Origin of the sequence: Acinetobacter stercoris, from assembly GCF_900323515.1 — a bacterium.
GTDB lineage: Bacteria > Pseudomonadota > Gammaproteobacteria > Pseudomonadales > Moraxellaceae > Acinetobacter > Acinetobacter stercoris.
Map to the genome: position 1 here is coordinate 1 of NZ_OOGT01000061.1, position 18,611 is coordinate 18,611.

At 38.0% G+C, this 18,611-nt stretch carries 15 protein-coding genes and 1 rRNA gene; 9 read left to right on the forward strand and 7 right to left on the reverse strand.

The window, feature by feature from the left end:
- Positions 1-135 precede the first annotated feature (135 nt).
- From rrf to KPC_RS08410, 5 genes are all read left to right on the forward strand, one after another.
- Positions 136-250: ribosomal RNA gene (gene rrf / locus KPC_RS08390) — 5S ribosomal RNA — on the forward strand.
- 203 nt (positions 251-453) lie between these two features.
- A complete protein-coding gene (locus KPC_RS08395; protein WP_121973933.1) occupies positions 454-1,155 on the forward strand; it encodes a phytanoyl-CoA dioxygenase family protein in 702 nt (233 codons plus the stop codon).
- A 318-nt stretch (positions 1,156-1,473) separates the two neighbouring features.
- Complete coding sequence (locus KPC_RS08400) at positions 1,474-2,691, forward strand: MFS transporter (RefSeq protein ID WP_121973934.1); 1,218 nt, start codon at positions 1,474-1,476, stop codon at positions 2,689-2,691.
- Positions 2,692-3,022: 331 nt separating this feature from the next.
- On the forward strand, positions 3,023-5,419 hold the full coding sequence (locus KPC_RS08405) for a YgiQ family radical SAM protein (RefSeq protein WP_121973935.1): 2,397 nt from the start codon (positions 3,023-3,025) through the stop codon (positions 5,417-5,419).
- Between the two features lie 461 nt (positions 5,420-5,880).
- Positions 5,881-6,414, forward strand: a complete 534-nt coding sequence (locus KPC_RS08410; protein ID WP_121973936.1) for a DUF2726 domain-containing protein — start codon at positions 5,881-5,883, stop codon at positions 6,412-6,414.
- Positions 6,415-6,466: 52 nt separating this feature from the next.
- Here the strand turns inward: KPC_RS08410 and KPC_RS08415 are convergent, their stop codons facing one another.
- The 6 genes from KPC_RS08415 to KPC_RS08440 form a co-directional block, all read right to left on the reverse strand.
- Entirely contained in the window at positions 6,467-6,820 is a 354-nt protein-coding gene (locus KPC_RS08415; protein WP_121973937.1) for a RidA family protein, read from the reverse strand.
- A 120-nt stretch (positions 6,821-6,940) separates the two neighbouring features.
- Positions 6,941-8,248 carry a shikimate transporter gene (shiA, locus tag KPC_RS08420; protein ID WP_121973938.1) on the reverse strand — a complete coding sequence of 436 codons (1,308 nt, stop codon included), beginning with the start codon at positions 8,246-8,248 and terminating at the stop codon, positions 6,941-6,943.
- A 214-nt stretch (positions 8,249-8,462) separates the two neighbouring features.
- Positions 8,463-9,518 carry a DNA polymerase IV gene (gene dinB, locus KPC_RS08425; RefSeq protein ID WP_121973939.1) on the reverse strand — a complete coding sequence of 352 codons (1,056 nt, stop codon included), beginning with the start codon at positions 9,516-9,518 and terminating at the stop codon, positions 8,463-8,465.
- Positions 9,519-9,649: 131 nt separating this feature from the next.
- Positions 9,650-10,378: a glycoside hydrolase family 25 protein gene (locus tag KPC_RS08430; protein ID WP_407641982.1), complete on the reverse strand. Its 729-nt coding sequence runs from the start codon at positions 10,376-10,378 to the stop codon at positions 9,650-9,652.
- Positions 10,379-10,485: 107 nt separating this feature from the next.
- Positions 10,486-11,877: a multidrug transporter subunit MdtD gene (mdtD, locus tag KPC_RS08435; RefSeq protein WP_121973940.1), complete on the reverse strand. Its 1,392-nt coding sequence runs from the start codon at positions 11,875-11,877 to the stop codon at positions 10,486-10,488.
- Positions 11,878-12,059: 182 nt separating this feature from the next.
- The gene (locus tag KPC_RS08440; protein ID WP_121973941.1) at positions 12,060-12,692 is read right to left on the reverse strand and encodes an LOG family protein; all 633 of its coding nucleotides are present in this window, start codon (positions 12,690-12,692) and stop codon (positions 12,060-12,062) included.
- Positions 12,693-13,086: 394 nt separating this feature from the next.
- Here KPC_RS08440 and KPC_RS08445 point away from each other — a divergent pair, with 394 nt between their 5' ends.
- The 4 genes from KPC_RS08445 to niaP all read left to right on the forward strand — a co-directional run bounded on the left by KPC_RS08445 (position 13,087) and on the right by niaP (position 17,509).
- Complete coding sequence (locus KPC_RS08445) at positions 13,087-14,673, forward strand: TerC family protein (protein ID WP_121973942.1); 1,587 nt, start codon at positions 13,087-13,089, stop codon at positions 14,671-14,673.
- Between the two features lie 189 nt (positions 14,674-14,862).
- Entirely contained in the window at positions 14,863-15,387 is a 525-nt protein-coding gene (locus tag KPC_RS08450) for a YchJ family protein (protein WP_121973943.1), read from the forward strand.
- 59 nt (positions 15,388-15,446) lie between these two features.
- A complete protein-coding gene (locus tag KPC_RS08455) occupies positions 15,447-16,091 on the forward strand; it encodes a trimeric intracellular cation channel family protein (RefSeq protein WP_121973944.1) in 645 nt (214 codons plus the stop codon).
- Positions 16,092-16,189: 98 nt separating this feature from the next.
- On the forward strand, positions 16,190-17,509 hold the full coding sequence (gene niaP / locus KPC_RS08460; protein ID WP_121973945.1) for a niacin transporter NiaP: 1,320 nt from the start codon (positions 16,190-16,192) through the stop codon (positions 17,507-17,509).
- Between the two features lie 55 nt (positions 17,510-17,564).
- Here niaP and KPC_RS08465 read toward each other — a convergent pair whose 3' ends face one another.
- The gene (locus KPC_RS08465) at positions 17,565-18,410 is read right to left on the reverse strand and encodes an extracellular medium-chain-length polyhydroxyalkanoate depolymerase (RefSeq protein WP_121973947.1); all 846 of its coding nucleotides are present in this window, start codon (positions 18,408-18,410) and stop codon (positions 17,565-17,567) included.
- Positions 18,411-18,611 lie beyond the last annotated feature (201 nt).

The following is an 18,611-nucleotide window of genomic DNA, read 5'->3' on the forward strand; positions in this document are numbered from 1 at the left end:
TACCAGACAATGTAACTTGATTTAGTTTATGCGAGAACGTAAACTTCAGATTCAAAGCAGTCAACTGTTAATAACTCATTTGGCGAAAGCACAGGCATTTAAAATAAGACCTGAGTGATTAACCATCCCAGTTGTGCTGGCGACCATAGCAAGAGTGAACCACCTGATCCCATCCCGAACTCAGAAGTGAAACCTCTTCGCGCTGATGGTAGTGTGGGGTTACCCATGTGAGAGTAAGTCATCGCCAGCTCATTATTCAAGGCACCCTGATTCAATAGAATCAGGGTGCTTTTTTTATGCTTGTATATAAATTTTTATAATCGTATGCTAATTACATTATTTTATTCAAATAGCAAAATTAATTCTAAAATTAGGATATCTATTCATTAATAATGAAAAAAATGATACACGGCATATTGAGAACTCTGTTGTTTGTATTAATAGGAGTGGTGATTGGATAAATTATTTTTAAAACAGATCAAGTCTGAACTTCTAGAAAATGGTATTGTTAAAATACCAAAATTTATATTAAAAAAAGAATTGATATTAATTCAGTCTGATTTAATGTCAGAGCTTAAACGATTGAATATATATGCCAATAATAAAATAGTATCAAAAGATTTTAAAAAGATGGCTCCTTTTCAGCAGGTTGTCAGTTTATCTAAACTTATCAGAAAACCTCAACTTTTACAAAAATATATATCTGTTTTTAATGGTATTTTAGTTGGATTGTTCGATTCGGATTTTGATTTCGATATTGAACCACAACTTCTCTTAACCTTACCACAGCAGGAAAACTGGACTTTAAATGATCTAAAATGGCACGTTGATTCATTTTCAGATTTACTCAACTCATTGCAATTTTTTTTATTGATTGATGATGTCAAATCTCATGGTGGAGGAACTTTGATCCTAAAAGGATCACATGTTTTGAAAAATAGATATTCATTAACTCAATTGAACCATTTTTTATCGACAAAAACACTAGATGAAGTTTTTGAGATTGAGAATAAAAAATTATTACTAAATGAGATCGTCGGATCTGCTGGGGATGTGTATTTAATGGATATGCGGGTTTTGCACTCCCCGAGTATAAATGCTTCAAATAAAATAAGAATGATGGCGACTTACAGGTTTCATAAGAGAGATTATTAATAATTAAAAAGCCTTTAGCATCCATACTAAAGGCTTTTTATATTGGTTATGTGTTTGATACAACTCCTGTCATATCTTACATCCATGTTTTCATTATAAATTTTGTAGTTCTTGTTTAAGAAACTTCCTGTTCCTTGTTGAGTTCATAATATTAAAACCAGGTGTTTTATAAAAGCCGCTTAGTTCTACATCTTATGTAAGTTAAAGCTTACATAAGATGATAGACTTCACAAAAGTGATTGTAGATATACTTTGCTTGTAACCCTGGTTAACTAATAAGACAAGCGGGCGTATAATTTAAGGACATAAGGAGTCATTATGTCTGAAGCAGCAGAGTCCACGCACTATATTGAGTATGGAACAAAATCCTTTTATGCAATATTACTTTCTTTATTTTTAGCAGGATTTGCCATATTTTCATCATTGTACTGTGTGCAACCGATGATGCCTTTTCTCGCCAAATTTTTTAATATCACACCTACCCATAGCAGTTTTCCGCTTTCATTTTCTACCGTATCACTGGCTTTAGGGCTTTTATTTGCTGGGCTTATTTCAGACCGCTTTGGTCGAAAGCCAATTATGGCGATTTCCTTATTTTCGACCTCTATTCTTTTATTGCTCAGTTCTTTTTTACCTTATTGGGAAGTCTTTCTAACTACACGAATGTTTATCGGTCTGGCGGTAAGTGGTGTTGCATCAGTTGCAATGACGTATATCGGTGAGGAAATAGCGGATAAAGATGTTGGGTTTGCTATGGGGCTTTATATTTCAGGGACTGCTATTGGGGGAATGGGTGGCCGTCTGATTGCAGGTGTATTATTGGATTTTATTTCCTGGCAAACGGCAACTGCTATTATCGGAATATTAAATTTATTGATTGCTATAGTTTTTTATATTGCACTTCCAGCATCCAGACACTTTAAACCTTATCCAATCAATTTTTCCAGATTTAAAGAATCTTTTAGAAAAAATTTGGCTGATAAAAAATTACGTCTGCTCTTTGCAGAAGGCTTTATTTTAATGGGGTGTTTTGTAACTGTATTTAACTATATCAGTTATCACCTTTTGGAAAAACCATTTGAGTTATCACAAACATGGATTGGCTTGATTTCGATTGCTTATTTATCAGGAATTTATAGTTCTCCGAGAGCTGCAAGCTGGAGTCGTAAATATGGTCGGGATAAAGTATTACCAATTATGTTTTTGACTATGCTTTTTGGTTTATGGATCATGATGATTCCCTCACTTTGGGCAGTTCTGATTGGTTTGCTGATTTTTACATTTTCATTTTTTGCAGGTCATTCTACAGCGAGTAGCTGGGTTTCCGTTCAATCTTTACAATATCGAGCTGTAGGATCTTCGCTTTATTTATTCTGTTATTATGTCGGTTCCAGTTTATTGGGAAGTAGCGGCGGGCTGGTTTGGGAAAGTTTTGGCTGGTTAGGATTGACCATCAGTATTTCTGTTATTTTACTTATTGGGTTTTTCATTGCAGGGCGTTTAATAAAATTAACAGATATAGATAATCGTACTTAGCTATTTCTTGGAAATATTTATTTTTAATTGTTTGAATATTATATGTATTTTTTGAATTTATAGTGAGTGTTTACAGTAGCTTATTCAAATCACGATAAATTGAATAGTCCATCGTTTAAGAAGTGAATTGATATATAGCCGATTTTGAAGTGTATAAATGCTATTCAATTCATCGTATTTTCATTACTGGTTTTTTATATCCTGATCCATTCAAGATATTTTTAAATTTGTATAAATTTTAATCTATCAGATTAAGTCATTTTCATGTTAAAATGAGCGCCTTTCATCTTTGATCTATCCGATCGCCAACCGCCAATCGAGATTTTCTACCATGTCTACTGCATATACCGCTCAAACCGCGCCAAAAGCGTTGTTTGATTATGACAAATATTGGGCGTCATGTTTTGAACCAGCCCCATTTTTGCCTATGTCACGTGAGGAAATGGATGTACTCGGTTGGGACAGTTGTGATTTTATTTTGGTTTGTGGTGATGCTTATATTGATCATCCATCTTTTGTATCAGGTATTATCGGTCGTGTACTCGAAGCTCAAGGTTTTCGTGTCGGGATCATCGCCCAGCCTGACTGGACTAATGTAGAATCATTTCGTGTATTAGGTAGACCTAATATTGCTTGGGGTGTTACAGCAGGCAATATGGATTCAATGATCAACCGTTATACGGCTGACCGTAAAATCCGTTCGGATGATGCTTATTCTCCAAATAATGTGCCAAATAAGCGTCCTGACCGTGCCGCAACTGTTTATTGTCAGCGTTGTCGTGAAGCTTTCCCTGATGTGCCTGTTTTATTGGGTGGAATAGAGGGTTCATTGCGTCGTATTGCTCATTATGATTATTGGTCAGATAAAGTACGTCGTTCGATTTTGATGGATTCAAAAGCGGATCTGTTGATGTATGGTAATGGTGAGCGTTCAATTATTGAAGTCATGCACCGTTTAGCCAAAGGTGAGAAAATCTACGAGATTACAGATGTTCGTGGTACAGCATTTATCATTAATAAAAATAATCGTGTTTCTAAAGCACAGTTTGTTGAAATTGCTTCTAATGATGTAGATACAGTTGGTCGTGTTGATCCGATTATCAATCCTTATGTCATGACAGAAGATCTGGATGGTTGTGAGATTGAGAAAGATAAAGGTAACTCTTTAACTCAATACCAGAATTTTCAAAAAGAAGTGGTTGTAAATCCTGTGGTTCGTGAAGGAGATGATCTGGATGCTGATACACAAATAGTCCATCTTCAACCTTCATCTAAAGCGATTAAGCATAAATTACCTCCTCGCGAATTGGCTGTCATTCGTTTACCGTCTTTTGAGCAGGTGGCAAATGATCCTGTTTTATACGCACATGCCAATCGGATTTTGCACTTGGAAACCAATCCGGGCAATGCACGTGCAATGGTGCAAAAACATGGTGAGCGTGATGTGTGGTTAAATGCACCACCTATTCCATTGACCACTGAAGAAATGGATTACGTGTTTGATTTGCCTTATGCACGTCTGCCACATCCATCTTATGGTGATGCACGTTTCCCTGCATTTGATATGATCAAATTTTCAGTCAATATCATGCGTGGTTGTTTTGGTGGGTGTACTTTCTGTTCGATCACAGAGCATGAAGGACGAATTATCCAGAACCGTTCTGAAGATTCAATTCTACGTGAAGTTGAAAAGATTCGTGATACCGCACCAGGTTTTACCGGGATTATCTCTGATTTGGGTGGACCGACTGCGAACATGTACCGTTTGCATTGTAAAGATCCAGAAATTGAAAAAAACTGCCGTAAGCCTTCCTGTGTTTATCCGGGAGTGTGTCAGAACTTACATACCGATCATGCACCACTTACTCAACTCTACCGTAAAGCCCGTGCAATCAAAGGCATCAAGAAAATCCTGATCGGGTCGGGTTTACGCTATGATTTGGCTGTTTTAAATCCTGAGTATGTCAAAGAATTAGTACAACATCATGTCGGAGGCTATTTAAAAATTGCCCCTGAGCATACTGAAAAAGGTCCTTTATCCAAGATGATGAAGCCGGGTATAGGAACTTATGACCGTTTTAAACAAATGTTTGATCGCTTTAGCAAGGAAGTGGGCAAAGAGCAGTACCTGATTCCGTACTTTATTGCAGCTCACCCTGGAACTACAGACTATGACATGATGAACCTTGCGATCTGGCTTAAGAAAAATGGTTTCCGTGCCGATCAGGTTCAGACGTTCTATCCATCCCCTATGGCGACTGCGACAACCATGTACCACACAGGTAAAAATCCGTTGGCAAAAGTGGCACGTTATACTGAAAACGTAGATATCGTGAAAGGTGAAAAGCATCGTCGTTTACATAAAGCATTCTTGCGTTACCATGATCCGAATAACTGGCCTTTGTTACGTGATGCTTTACGCGAAATGGGGCGTGCAGATTTGATTGGTAACTCGAAGCAGCATCTGATCCCAACCTATCAACCGCAAGGGACTGATGGACAATATCAGTCTGCCCGTAAGAAAAATTCGACTGTTGCAGGTGATTCGCAAAAACGTTCAAGTTCAAATGTTGTGCGTGGGCAGCAGAAGCATCAAGGAAATCAGCCTAAAAAAGGTCAGATGCTAACCCAGCATACAGGTTTGCCACCACGTGAAACAGGTGATACTAAAAAGCCATTTTCTGGAAATAAAGCAAAGAGTAAGTCAAGACCCAGAGTAAAATCATAAATAAGAAGGACGCAAAAGCGTCCTTTTTTATGAGAAAAATGAATTTAAAATAATGTATGAGGATATCAGGTTGTTTACAAATTATACAAATTTTAATGTATTCGGACGTTGAAATGATTCCGTGTAAGTCATATCATGAGTAAAGACAAATAAATTATAGTGTTAGATGTCTTTACAATTTCTCAAAGTTGTAATATTAATTTAATCTAGTTATTGGATAATTTTTGATATAAAAGTGTCGTAATTTCAACAAGGAAATAAAAAAGAACGACAGGTGTCAAATACAGTGTAAAAAATTAGATAAAACACACGAACATTAAGTTCTTGTCCAAGTGAAAATGTTTGTTGTTTTGTGAGGATTAAATTTCAGGTAGGATGTAAGTCGGTATAAAAATATTTGGGATAACAATATTATCAGTGCTTACTGAGACAAAGATTATAACTATATTAAGGAAAAGAAAATGAACATAATCATCATTGTGAGTATGATACTACTTACAATTGCAATCTTGGTGGTTTATAAGAATCAGACAAGAAAACGTCCAGCGGATAGTGTGCTTAGACAACGTGCGGTACTCAATAGTCAGGCACAAATCACGTTAATCCGATTGAAAGAAATTCTAACGGGGTCTACAGTTTTGGCTCAGGTTTCTTTTGATGCATTATTAACAACCAAGTATTTACATACGCGTCATAAATACCAGAACATGGTTGCAGATTTTGTGGTGCTGGATAAGGATTTTCAGGTCATCGCAATTGTTGCACTTGATGATATTAGTCCATCACTAAAACGTATACAACAGGATAAGTATCAGGATAATCTCTTGCAAATGGCAGGTTATCGTGTCATTCGCTATCGTGGTATACCTGATGAACAGCAACTCAGGCTCGATTTTATGAGCGACTTTAATTCAATAGAAAATATTGACGATTTTTCTGTTCAGGCTACAGAAAAACTAAAAATCTATGAGTCCAGTTCCCGGGCTTTTGGCTAATCTGATTTCTTGAAAATGCCTGCGTGGGGATGTAGGCATTTTCAAGGTGAATTTAAGGTAAAACTGCAACAACAGTCATTTCAACCAAGACATCAGGTCGGTACATTTTCGCTTCAACGCAGGTTCGTGGAAGTGCTTCAATATCCGAACACCATGCATCCCAGACTTCATTCATCCCTGCATAGTCATTTTCAATATCTTTGAGAAAAATCATTACAGACATGATATGGCTTTTATCTGTTCCCGCATCAGCAAGAAAACGATCGATAAGATCCAGTGTTTGTTGAGTCTGTCCCTTGATATCCAGGTCCAGATCAGTTGCGAGTTGACCAGCCAGATGTACGAGATTTCCAGAGATGGCTATTTCAGAAAAGCGTTTTTCTACATGTAAGCGTTTAACAGTCATATAAAGTCAAAAAATAATTTAGCTGAGTCAATAGTATCGAACAGCTTGATTTCTCCAAAGGAAAAAATCAATAAATTGTGTAATCAGTACAAATTCTGGTGAAACTTAAAGTGTAACTACTTAAATAACATTGTTATTTTTATACGGCATCATTGCTGCAACGATTGCGGTCAGAGCACAGCCACATGCCAGATATATTGCAACATAAAGCCATGATCCATTTCCCCAGATGACCAACGATGCTGCAATTGCAGGAGTGAATCCTCCACCAACAATACTTGCGACCTGATAGCCGACGCCGGCTCCACTATAACGGTATTCTGTTCCAAATAGAGAAGTAAAAATAGGCTGGTGTACGCTCACCACCATATCGTGGGCAACATTTGCGAGTAAAATGGCACAAATGACGATCCATAAAGTATTTTGTGCATCGAGTGCCATAAAGAATGGAAAAGCAGCGATAGAACCAATGCATCCACCCAGGATAGCCATTTTTTTATGATTGATTCTGTCAGAAATCCATGCAAAAAGAGGAATGCTGATACAACTGATAACACCAACCATGAGCGTGATATTCAGGAAAAATTGTTTATCCATCCCTAAATTTTGAGTTGAATAATTCAGGGCAAAGTTCGCAACAATATACATGGTGAGAAGTTCAGCCATGCGAAGGGCGATGATATAAAAAAAAGCTTTAGGATGGCGTGTGACTGCTTCTACAATAGGTAAGCGCTTGGATTGATGCTTTGATTGAACAACTTGTTCTATGAATTCTGAAGATTCACTCTGCCCCTGACGAATCCATAGTGCGACTGCAATTAAAACAACACTGGCAAGAAAAGGTATGCGCCAGGCCCACTGAGTAAATGCTTCATCACCTAGGATTGCAATAATCAGAGAAACAGCACCTGTTGCGAGTACCAGACCAACACCATAACCAACTTGTACGCCACTACTATAAAATGCTTTTTTGTTTTCAGGCGCATTTTCTACGGCCATAAGAGCTGCACCGCCCCATTCACCACCAACGGCAAAACCTTGTAAGGCACGTAAACTAACTAACAGGATTGGTGCCCACCAGCCGATGCTTGCAAAGTTGGGTAATAACCCAATGCCAACGGTAGAGATTCCCATTAAAACAACCGTGATAACCAGCATTTTTTTACGACCAAGTCGGTCACCAAAATGTCCGAAGACAATTCCACCTAGTGGACGAAATAAAAAGCCTACACCAAAGGTTGCGAGTGCTGCCAATGTCCCCATCTGGTTGCCAATACTTGGGAAAAATTGATCTTTAAAAATAAGTGCGGCAACGATGCCATAGAGAAGAAAGTCATACCAATCGACAACAGCACCAACGAAACTACTTAGAGCTGCTTTTTTTGCTTGTTGTTCTTGAATTTGGGAGGAATGATGTGCAAATTGCATGTAAACAGCCCATGACATAAACAGAGAGCCCTGTAATTTTCGGATTTGATCGTCACGCGAATCACAGGACAGGTATGCCAAAAGTAAAGGTGATTTTTGACATCTCAGCAAATACATGGGTAATGTATTGCGCGAATAAGCTTACTCTAAAAAATGCTGAGTGGGTTAAATAATTAGTATGATAAAAATCTTTTGATTAAAAAGTAAACTTATTTTACCAGAGGTTGAGCTGAATATCTTCGACTTTATCATTAAGTTGATAAACGCCGACCCCAACCAGTCTAAACTGGAAATGTGCTGGAATCTGCATTTCCTGTAAAAGTAAGTATATGACTTGAACCAGCTCATCTAGTGAGGTTAATGGATGTTTAAAACTTTTACTATGTTGTAGAACCTGAAAGTTTTTTAGTTTTAGTTTGACGCTAACCCCGCGTGCGATCATATTTTTTTTACTTAAACTATTCCAGATACTTTCACTTAATGGTTGCCAATAAGGTGAGCATTGCTCAAGTGTAAAGTCATTATCAAAAGTTGTTTCTTTAGAAATCTGCTGGCGTTGTCGTTCTGACTCGACAGGGCGTTCATCTATACCTTGAGCATACAAATAAAGCTGTTTGCCATATTTCCCAAAATGATGAATCAGCACAGCTTCTTCAATTTTTTGTAAATCACCTAATGTTTCAAGCTGTAATGTTTTCAGTTTTTCATGTGTGACTTTTCCGACACCCGGGATTTTTTTAAGTGGTAAATCATGAATAAAGTTTTGTACCTGACTGGGTTTAATCACACAAATACCATTAGGCTTATTCCAGTCAGAAGCAATTTTTGCCAGAAACTTGTTTGGGGCAACACCAGCAGAGGCTGTTAGCCCTGTTTCTGCTAAAATATCAGCACGTATTCTGGTTGCAACTTCTGTTGCACTTGGAATATTTTTCAGGTTTTCAGTTACATCCAGATAGGCTTCATCTAGTGATAAAGGTTCAATAATATGGGTATATTGCTGGAATATCTGATGGATCTGAGATGAGACATCCCGATATTTTTGAAAGTTCGGTTCAATGACGATGACTTGGGGGCATAGTTTTTTGGCTTGTGACATTGCCATAGCAGAGCGTAGACCATACTGACGTGCAGGATAAGACGCTGCTGCAATAACAGCACGCGGATGATGTGAAGAAATCACCACAGGAAGCCCTTTTAAATCAGGTCGTTCACGAAGTTCAACAGATGCATAAAAAGCATCCATATCGATATGTATGATTTTTCTCATCCACAAAATCATGCAAAAATATAGATGTCTGTATTCTAACCGATATTTTTATATAGTTATCTTTTGAAATAATAATAAAGACAAATCATGTCGCATAGTTTAGAAAAGAATAAGAGTGTATTTACTCTTAATCAGTTTTTAGTTTTGATGCCTAATGACTCTAGATAGATTTTCCAGTCACTCATATTTCCTGAAAAACGATTTAAGTCCACCGATTTCTCAATGCCAAGGATTTTACCAGTATTGCTATATTGCCAAAAAATCCATGGGCGTTTTTCTTTTAAGTCAGGCTTATCTTTGTATTCCCGAATCCAGATCGGTGTTTGTTGGAAGTTTCCTGTAAGAACCATGTTATAGAAGACTTTAGATGTATAAAAAACAGGTTGCTTCCCATAATGTTTTTTCAGAGCATCATGCATGATCTGAATTTCTTTTAAAAGCTGCTCTTTGGTATATTGATTGATACAGTTGCCATCATATTCCAGATCAATCACAGGCGCTAAAGCATCTTTTTTATTTGGAACCGTGTTGATGAAATTCTGAGTTTGAGATTTACCATCTTTACATAAGCGATAAAAATGGTAAGCACCGACATGTAAACCCTGTTCCCGTGCTTCTAACCAGTAATCCTGAAATTTATCATCTTTATAATCGCCACCTTCAGTAGCTTTTATATAAACAAACTGGTACTTTTGAGGCGAAATTTTTTTCCAGTTGATGTCACCTTGGTGATGGGAAACATCAAAGCCTTGTACAGGATAGTTTTGTGCAGCAGCGGGTTTTTGATAGGTTAATAGTAAAAACACAGCGACAACCAAAGCCATAGTCGTTACTAGCAGAATAGAGCGGTTACCAATCATTGTTTGGGCTTTGCAAGACTGTTTTCTCATTACCAGATCAAAAGTTAAATGTTTAGATTGAAGCATAGTCTGACTAATGCCTTAAGACTATGCCATTTATGCAATATTTATACTGACGTATCTTTGGGAATCTGTTTAAAAATAAATGCCGCCAAAATATTAATACATCCCAAACAAAGTAATGAAACATGAAAGGCTTTAGTCATGTGATCTGTACCATAATAATTGGTAAAAGCATTGAGTAATGTCCCTGCCAAAGCAACACCAATACTCATTGAAAGCATCATGATCATAGATAGGAAGCTATTGCCACTGCTTGCATCCTGTTGAGGTAAATCCTTAAGTGTAAGAGTATTCATACCAACAAACTGTAAGGAGTTGAGTGTTCCAAAAATAAAGAAATGAATCGCACGTACCCAAACAGGAGTTGCTTCAGTCGTAAGACTGAAACTGGCAATACAGGCACCAACCATTAACGTATTGATGATTAAAAACTTTCGGTAACCCAGTTTCTGGATAATTGGGCGAACAAGCGGTTTGGAAAAAAGAGAGCCCAATACCACAGGGGTCATCATAAGCCCAGTGATAAATGGATCAATATTAAATGCGACTTGTAACAAAAGTGGCATTAAAAATGGAATAGCATTTCCACCTAATCGGGCAAAAAAATTACCCAGGATTCCTATAGTATAAACCTGATTTTTAAATAACTTACTTCTAAATAGTGCATTTTGGTGTGTATGTGCATGATAAGCATAAACGAGTGATGCTATTACTCCAGCTACCAGCATGGAAATACTGAGCGTTCTTGAAACTTCTTTACTGGTAATACTCTCGATACCTAAAGCCAAGCCAACCATTGCAACAACAAGCAAAATGAAACCACTCAAGTCAAATTTCTTAACTGTCGGTTCAGTTACATTCGGCATTGCTTTAAATGTTACTAAAACCCCAAGTAAACCAATTGGTAAATTGATAAAGAAAATCCAGTGCCAGGTTGCTTTTTCTACCAGAAAACCACCTAAAGTCGGACCTAGGAGAGGGCCGACCAAACCTGCCAGACTCATCATACTCATGGCAGATAAAAACTGGGTTCGAGGGATAATTTTTAATAGTGCCAAACGTCCTACAGGTAGTAGGAAAGCTCCTCCTATTCCCTGTAATACCCGGAAAAAAATCAATTGGGAAAAATTCTGTGATAGCCCACAGCCAAGAGATGCAATTGTAAATATAACAATAGCGGAGAAAAAGGTATTACGAACACCAAAGCGATCTGCAAACCAGCCACTTAAGGGAATACACGCTGCGACAGAGAGTACATAACTGATTACTACGCCATGCATACGCAATGGGTTTTCATTCAGACTTTGTGCCATAGCAGGCAGGGCAGTATTGATAATCGTGGTGTCCAAGCCCTGCATAAAAAAGCCAATCGACACTAAAAAAACCAAAAGCCTGAATTCTGGCTGTAAGCTCTGATGCGTTGGTGTTTGATTCATGACAACTGAAGAATAAGATTTGGTTATAGTTTAATAAAATTATTCAAAAAAAACTGTATCAATCGGTTTAATTATTCTTTAGGAAAAGAAGTTTTTTCAGATTGTTTAAACTAATGCCAGGGCTTTCATGCACATCATCATGAAATAAAAAAGGTGAATTTTATATTCACCTTTTTAATGAACTAGACAACAAACTTGGCTGGATGTTCCAGATTTTTGATCGCATTGAAAATTTGGTACTTATGTTCACAAACAATCAGTTTCGCACGATGTTGAGGAGGCAGGAAACCTTCCTCGGTCGCATGATCCAGTTGCTCAATCAAGGCATTATAGAAGCCGTTTACATTATAAAGCATCATAGGTTTTTGATGCTGGTTGAGTTGTCCCCAAGTCGCAATTTCAAGGATTTCCTCAAAAGTCCCAAGACCGCCAGGAAGAGCAATAAAAGCATTGGCACGTTCTGCCATCATGGCTTTACGTTCGTGCATGGTGCGTACTACGTGTAATTCTGTCAAATTACTATGTGCAATTTCATAATCCAGCATAAACTCAGGAATGACGCCGACAACTTCACCGCCATGTTCAATGACTGTATCAGCAACTTGACCCATGAGTCCGATACTTGCTCCACCATAAACAATACCAAAACCATGCTCGGCTATACCTTTGGCAAGTTGAATGGCTTTTTCCTTATAAATAGGGTTATTACCTGGTCTAGAGCCACAATAGAGTGCAACGAGGGGTTGAGTGGTTCTTTGAGCTTCTGGGTTTAAATTAAGTATTTCATCTGTCATTGGTTGTAGTGCACTATTCATAAATTATCATTCACCTTCAAATTATCATGTTCTTATTCATTACTCTACTTTAAGTCTAATCTAAGCAAAAAATGTGACAACATTGTGGTAAATAAAATATTTGTTTGAAAAGATTTGTAGGATGTGGGTATCCAATATTTGAATAAATATTAAGAAAATAAATAGAACACATTTCCACATAAAAATGATGAATTCCGTGTTGATCTTGATATAATTAAAGCTTGTTTCTCAACAAATGAATTAACATGGGTAGTGGTTGTAGTCGCTCCGAAAACAATTTGTCTGAAAAAAATCAGTCTATAGAAATAACAATAGCAAAAGTCACATTTGATTTTTTCTTTCCTTTGCAGAGCAAAAAAACTGTATTGTATTTTAGTGCAGGGGAGATTGATCAATGATATTCGAATGGATGTCCGATCCTTCAGCTTGGGTGGGGCTTGCAACCCTTGTTATCTTAGAAATTGTTTTGGGTATTGATAACCTGGTCTTTATTGCAATTCTTGCAGAAAAACTTCCTCCGGAACAACGTAATACAGCCCGAATTACAGGCTTATTACTGGCATTGTGCATGCGGATGGTTTTACTTGCATCTATTGCATGGGTTGTCACTTTAACATCTCCACTGTTTCATATATTTGATCACCCATTTTCTGGGCGTGATCTTATTTTGCTGTTTGGTGGTGTATTTCTGTTGTTTAAAGGAACGATGGAATTACATGAGCGCCTAGAGGGCGGACAGCAGCTCAAAGATGAAAACCCTGTCCATGCTGCTTTTTGGATGGTGATCGTCCAGATCGTAGTGCTTGACGCCGTATTTTCTTTAGACAGCGTAATTACGGCTGTTGGTATGGTGAAAGAGCTGTCAGTAATGATGATTGCAGTTGTGATTGCAGTTGGCATCATGCTTTGGGCTTCTAAGGCATTGATGGATTTTGTCAGCCGTCATCCTACAGTGGTTATTCTTTGTCTGGGCTTTTTGATGATGATCGGCTTTTCACTGATTGTGGAAGGTTTTGGTTATCATATTCCGAAAGGATACTTATATGCTGCGATTGGTTTTTCTGTACTGATCGAATTTTTGAACCAAACCATGCGTAGAAACCAAGAGAAAATGGTGACCACAACAGATCTGCGTTATCGTACAGCATCAGCAGTGCTGCGTATGTTAGGTGGTAAAAGTACCAGTTCAGAAAATCCGAATAACCAGCCAGAAGACGTACTTGCAACTCAGGCATTGGCAAATGAAATGTTTGATCCTGAAAATGGTGCATATCATAGTGTGATGGTACAAGGGGTTTTGGGACTTTCAGAGCGCCCAGTAAAATCTGTGATGACACCGCGTCCAGAGTTGGAATGGATTGATTTAAATGATGATCAGGAGTCTGTCAAAGAAATCTTAATGAAGATGACGCACTCTCGTCTGATTGTGGCACATGGTGAACTGGATAATATTGCCGGGATTGTCCCGACTCATAAAGTGTTAAATGACTATATAGAAACAGGCATTTTAAATTTTGAAAAGCATTTGCGTGAACCTGTCATTGTGCATGAAAATGCTCAAGTGTTGATGGTCATGGAACAGCTTCGCCAAGCACCATTACAGATGGCAATTGTATTGAATGAATATGGTTCAATTGAAGGGATTGCAACACCGATTGATATCTTGGAAGCGATAGCAGGGGAATTTCCTGATGAAGATGAACTGGAAGCTGCTGCTGAAAGCCTGGAAGATGGTTCATTGATGCTCGAAGGCTCTACTGATATCCGTCATGTATCATTGCTTTTAGGTTGTGATTTGGTCGATGAGTCAGAGCAGTATTCGACACTTTCAGGATTTATTTTGTTCCATTTGGGACGTTTACCTCAAAATGGTGAAAAGTTTGAATCGAATGGTTATGTCTTTGAGGTTGTGACGATGGATGGTCATAAGATCGAGAAAGTACATATCACTTCAACTGAACAACCTGAAAATACTGAATGATAGGTTTTTTCTCATCAGTTTTATGCCTTAATTAAGCTATTTTGATGAGCTAGTCTATAAATATAAAGATGAGTTCAAAAGGTTACTTTTACTATGGTAAAAGTAACCCAAACCATTGTTATCAGCATAACTGCCTGCTTATGCTTTTCATAAACGTCATAAAATATATTTAGGGATAAACAGCTTTAAATGACGTTAACAAGAGAGTTGATATTTTCTAGAGTTAGATTTTTATCTGGAGTCCTTGTGTCCGATCAATCTTGCCCGTGTGGCTCAAAATCCTATAGCAACTGTTGTGAACCCTTACATTTAGGTCAGATTAAAGCTCAAACAGCAGAGCAATTGATGCGTTCCCGTTATAGTGCTTTTGCCAAACATGTCATTGATTACATCATCGAGACGACAGCTTCGGGGCAGCAACAGTTTTTAGATCGACAAGCAATTACAGACTGGAGCAAAGCCAACCAATGGTTGAAGCTCGAAGTTGTACACAGCAATGAAAAACTTGATAAACATCATGCTTTAGTCGAGTTTAAAGCACATTATCATGATGGAAAACAAACACATATTCATCATGAACTTTCTCATTTTGTAAAAAATCAGGCGATTTGGTATTTTTTAGATCCGACTGTAGAAATGCAAATTACCATGAAACAGGCTTGTATCTGTGGATCAGGAAAAAAATTTAAGCAATGTTGTGCTCAATTTATGTAGTTTTTTTCTAAAGATGTCTTAAAATAGCGCACATCAAAAACCCTAGTGGAAGAAGGGCGATGTTACTTACCGTAATTTATATTATTGCAATCACGGCTGAAGCAATGACAGGGGCGTTATCTGCTGGTCGGCGTAGTATGGATTGGTTTGGGGTAGTTTTGATTGCCTGTGTAACAGCATTAGGCGGTGGTTCAGTTCGTGATGTTTTACTTGGACATTATCCTTTAACTTGGGTAAAGCATCCTGAATATCTGGTTTTAACCTGTGCTGCGGCATTTGTTACTATTATTATTGCAAAATGGATGCGCCACTTACGCTCTATCTTCTTGTTACTTGATGCTTTAGGGTTAATTGGCTTTACAATTATTGGCTGTCAGATTGCTTTACAAATGGGGCATGGCTTCGTTGTATCTGCGGTTGCTGGCGTATTAACAGGGGTTTCAGGCGGTATTTTACGAGACATTTTGTGTAATGATGTTCCTCTGGTTTTCCGTCGTGAGCTGTATGCCAGTATTTCATTTGTTGCTGTAATTTTTTACTGGGTTTGTCAAAATATCGGTTTATCACTTGAAATCACGATTATTTCTACATTGATTTTTGGTTTTTCATTGCGCTGTATTGCGATTTATTTTGGTTTGGAGATGCCAAAATTTATCTATAAAGATGATGATGAACAATCTGCTTCATCTAAAGATGAAAATTAAAATTATATTTTTAGTTTAAAATGACTAAAATCTGCACAATAATAATTTCTGTCTTAAAGGCAGTCACTTCCCTTTCACGAAATATTGAGATCTAAATTATGGATTTAGTTTCACGTGTGCAGCGTCTGCCTATAGGTAAATTTCACTATACTCTGTTATGGGTTGTAGGTCTGGGGTGGATGTTTGATGCAATGGATACAGGAATCATTGCATTTATCATGGCGACTTTAGTGAAAGACTGGGGGCTTCTGCCTGCTCAAAGTGGAATGATTGTCAGTATTGGTTTTGTCGGTATGGCTATTGGTGCGGTATTTTCTGGTGGCTTAGCTGACAGATTTGGTCGGCGTACAGTGTTTGCTGCAACGCTGGTGACCTATAGTATTGCAACAGCATTATGTGCTTTTGCTCCTAATTTGACCTGGTTGTTAATTTTTCGATTTATCGTTGGGCTAGGTTTAGGGGGGCAGCTTCCTGTAGCTGTGACTTTAGTGAGCGAATATGTTCCTGCGCATGTCCGTGGTCGATTTATCGTGTTGTTAGAAAGCTTCTGGGGATTGGGATGGCTGGTTGCCGCCTTGATTTCCTATTTTGTTATTCCAGAATTTGGCTGGCATATTGCCTTTTTGATTGGCGGTTTACCTGCACTTTATGTATTCATGATTTTAAAGAAGGTTCCCGAATCAGTGCCTTATTTGATTAATCGAGGAAGAATAGATGAAGCGCATGCATTGGTTCAAAAACTGGAAAAACAGTGTGGTGTTGAGGTTATTCAAAACATAGAGGTGCAACCCGTTTCAGAAAAACACGAAGTTTCATTTCGGCAGCTGTGGTCAGGTGGTTTTGCCAAGCGTAGTTTGATGTTGTGGTTGATCTGGTTTGGAATAGTTTATTCCTATTATGGAATTTTTACCTGGTTGCCAAGTTTACTAGTTAAACAAGGCTACACCATAGTCCAGTCTTTTGAATATGTATTGATTATGATCTTAGCCCAGCTTCCAGGTTATATCGCTGCAGCATGGCTGGTTGAAAAACTGGGTCGAAAAGTTACATTGGCTGGTTTCATCGGGATGTGTGCTGTATCTGCTTATTTCTTTGGGCAAGCATCAACGGTGGGGATGATTATGTTCTGGGGATGCCTGATGTCTTTCTTTAATTTAGGGGCATGGGGCGTATTATATACTTATACACCTGAACAGTATCCTGCCAATATTCGGGCTTTTGGTTCGGGTTGGGCATCAGCAATCGGGCGTTTAGGTGGCATCGTGGCACCGATGGTGGTGACGCATATGATGGTGATGAATAATGGTTTTAGTCATGTATTTATGATGTTTACTGCTGTTCTTATTGCTGTTGCTTTGGTAATACTCATTTTGGGTGAAGAAACTAAAGGCAAAACTTTAGAATCAATTGGTTTATAAAAGGGGACTCGCGAAGAGAAATGTTTCTCTTAGTGAGTCAATCAATACAAAGCGATTAAGGGTTTTGCTCAAACCACTTAAGTACACGGTCAGGCGAACTTGCAAACCAGCCATGTCCAGCATTAGGTTCTGTATAAAAAGAAGTTTTAATCCCCTGAGATAATAGACGATCATAGTAGGTTTGTGCAGTAATCCAAGGCACGATGAGATCTGCACTGCCATGTTGAAGCAGTGTTGGAGGATGGTCTTTAGGTAAGTTCTCAGGAATAAAACAAACTGAACCTAAGCATGTGGCGTAGGATGCTGATTGGATCGCTAAAGCCTTAAACTGACCAGGGAAAGATACTGCCATACGACTGGTATTGTAACCCCCACTGGATAACCCTGCTGCATATTGCCGATTTGGGTTGAGAGGACCAAATTTACCATCTTTGACAGCATTCAATACATTGGTAATGAAACGATAATCACCTGAAGTTGTATATGCTGTTTTAAATACAGGTGCATTCGTTTCCCATACACTGCCTGCAACAGCATGCGGAGCTATCACGGCATATCCATGATCTAAAAGCTTTTGAATAAGCAAACCTTCATGGTAAATTCCAAATGGGTAATTACTTGCGTAAAAAAAGTTATTGATTAGACCAAACGAGCCTTGATAGATAAATACAACAGGCCAGCCTTCTTTAGGTGCCGTACCCTGAGGAATTTGATAGGTTACTCCACGAGTTACTGTTCCAAGTAAGTCGGCTGGTAGTCTAAGTGATTTTGATGGACAATTAATTGTTGCTGGAACGAGTCCAATTTTTCGTGTTTCTGTGCACATGGATGCCGCCCATGTTTGAGAGAAACTTAAACCAAGTGTTAGTAAGGCAACAGATTTTAATATTAAGTTAGTCATTTTTAGTACCTGAATTCTTTTTTGGATTTGATAGGGCATACGGATATACCCACTTTTTTCATGAAGAATATTTGTTATGTGAGCTGAAAGCATAGATTTAGAGCTTTCGATAAAAAGATTAGGGATGATAAAAATAGAGCGCCGGCTTTCTTGTTAGACAATAAGTTTTTGTTTTTGTAATTAATTATTTCTTAATAATAT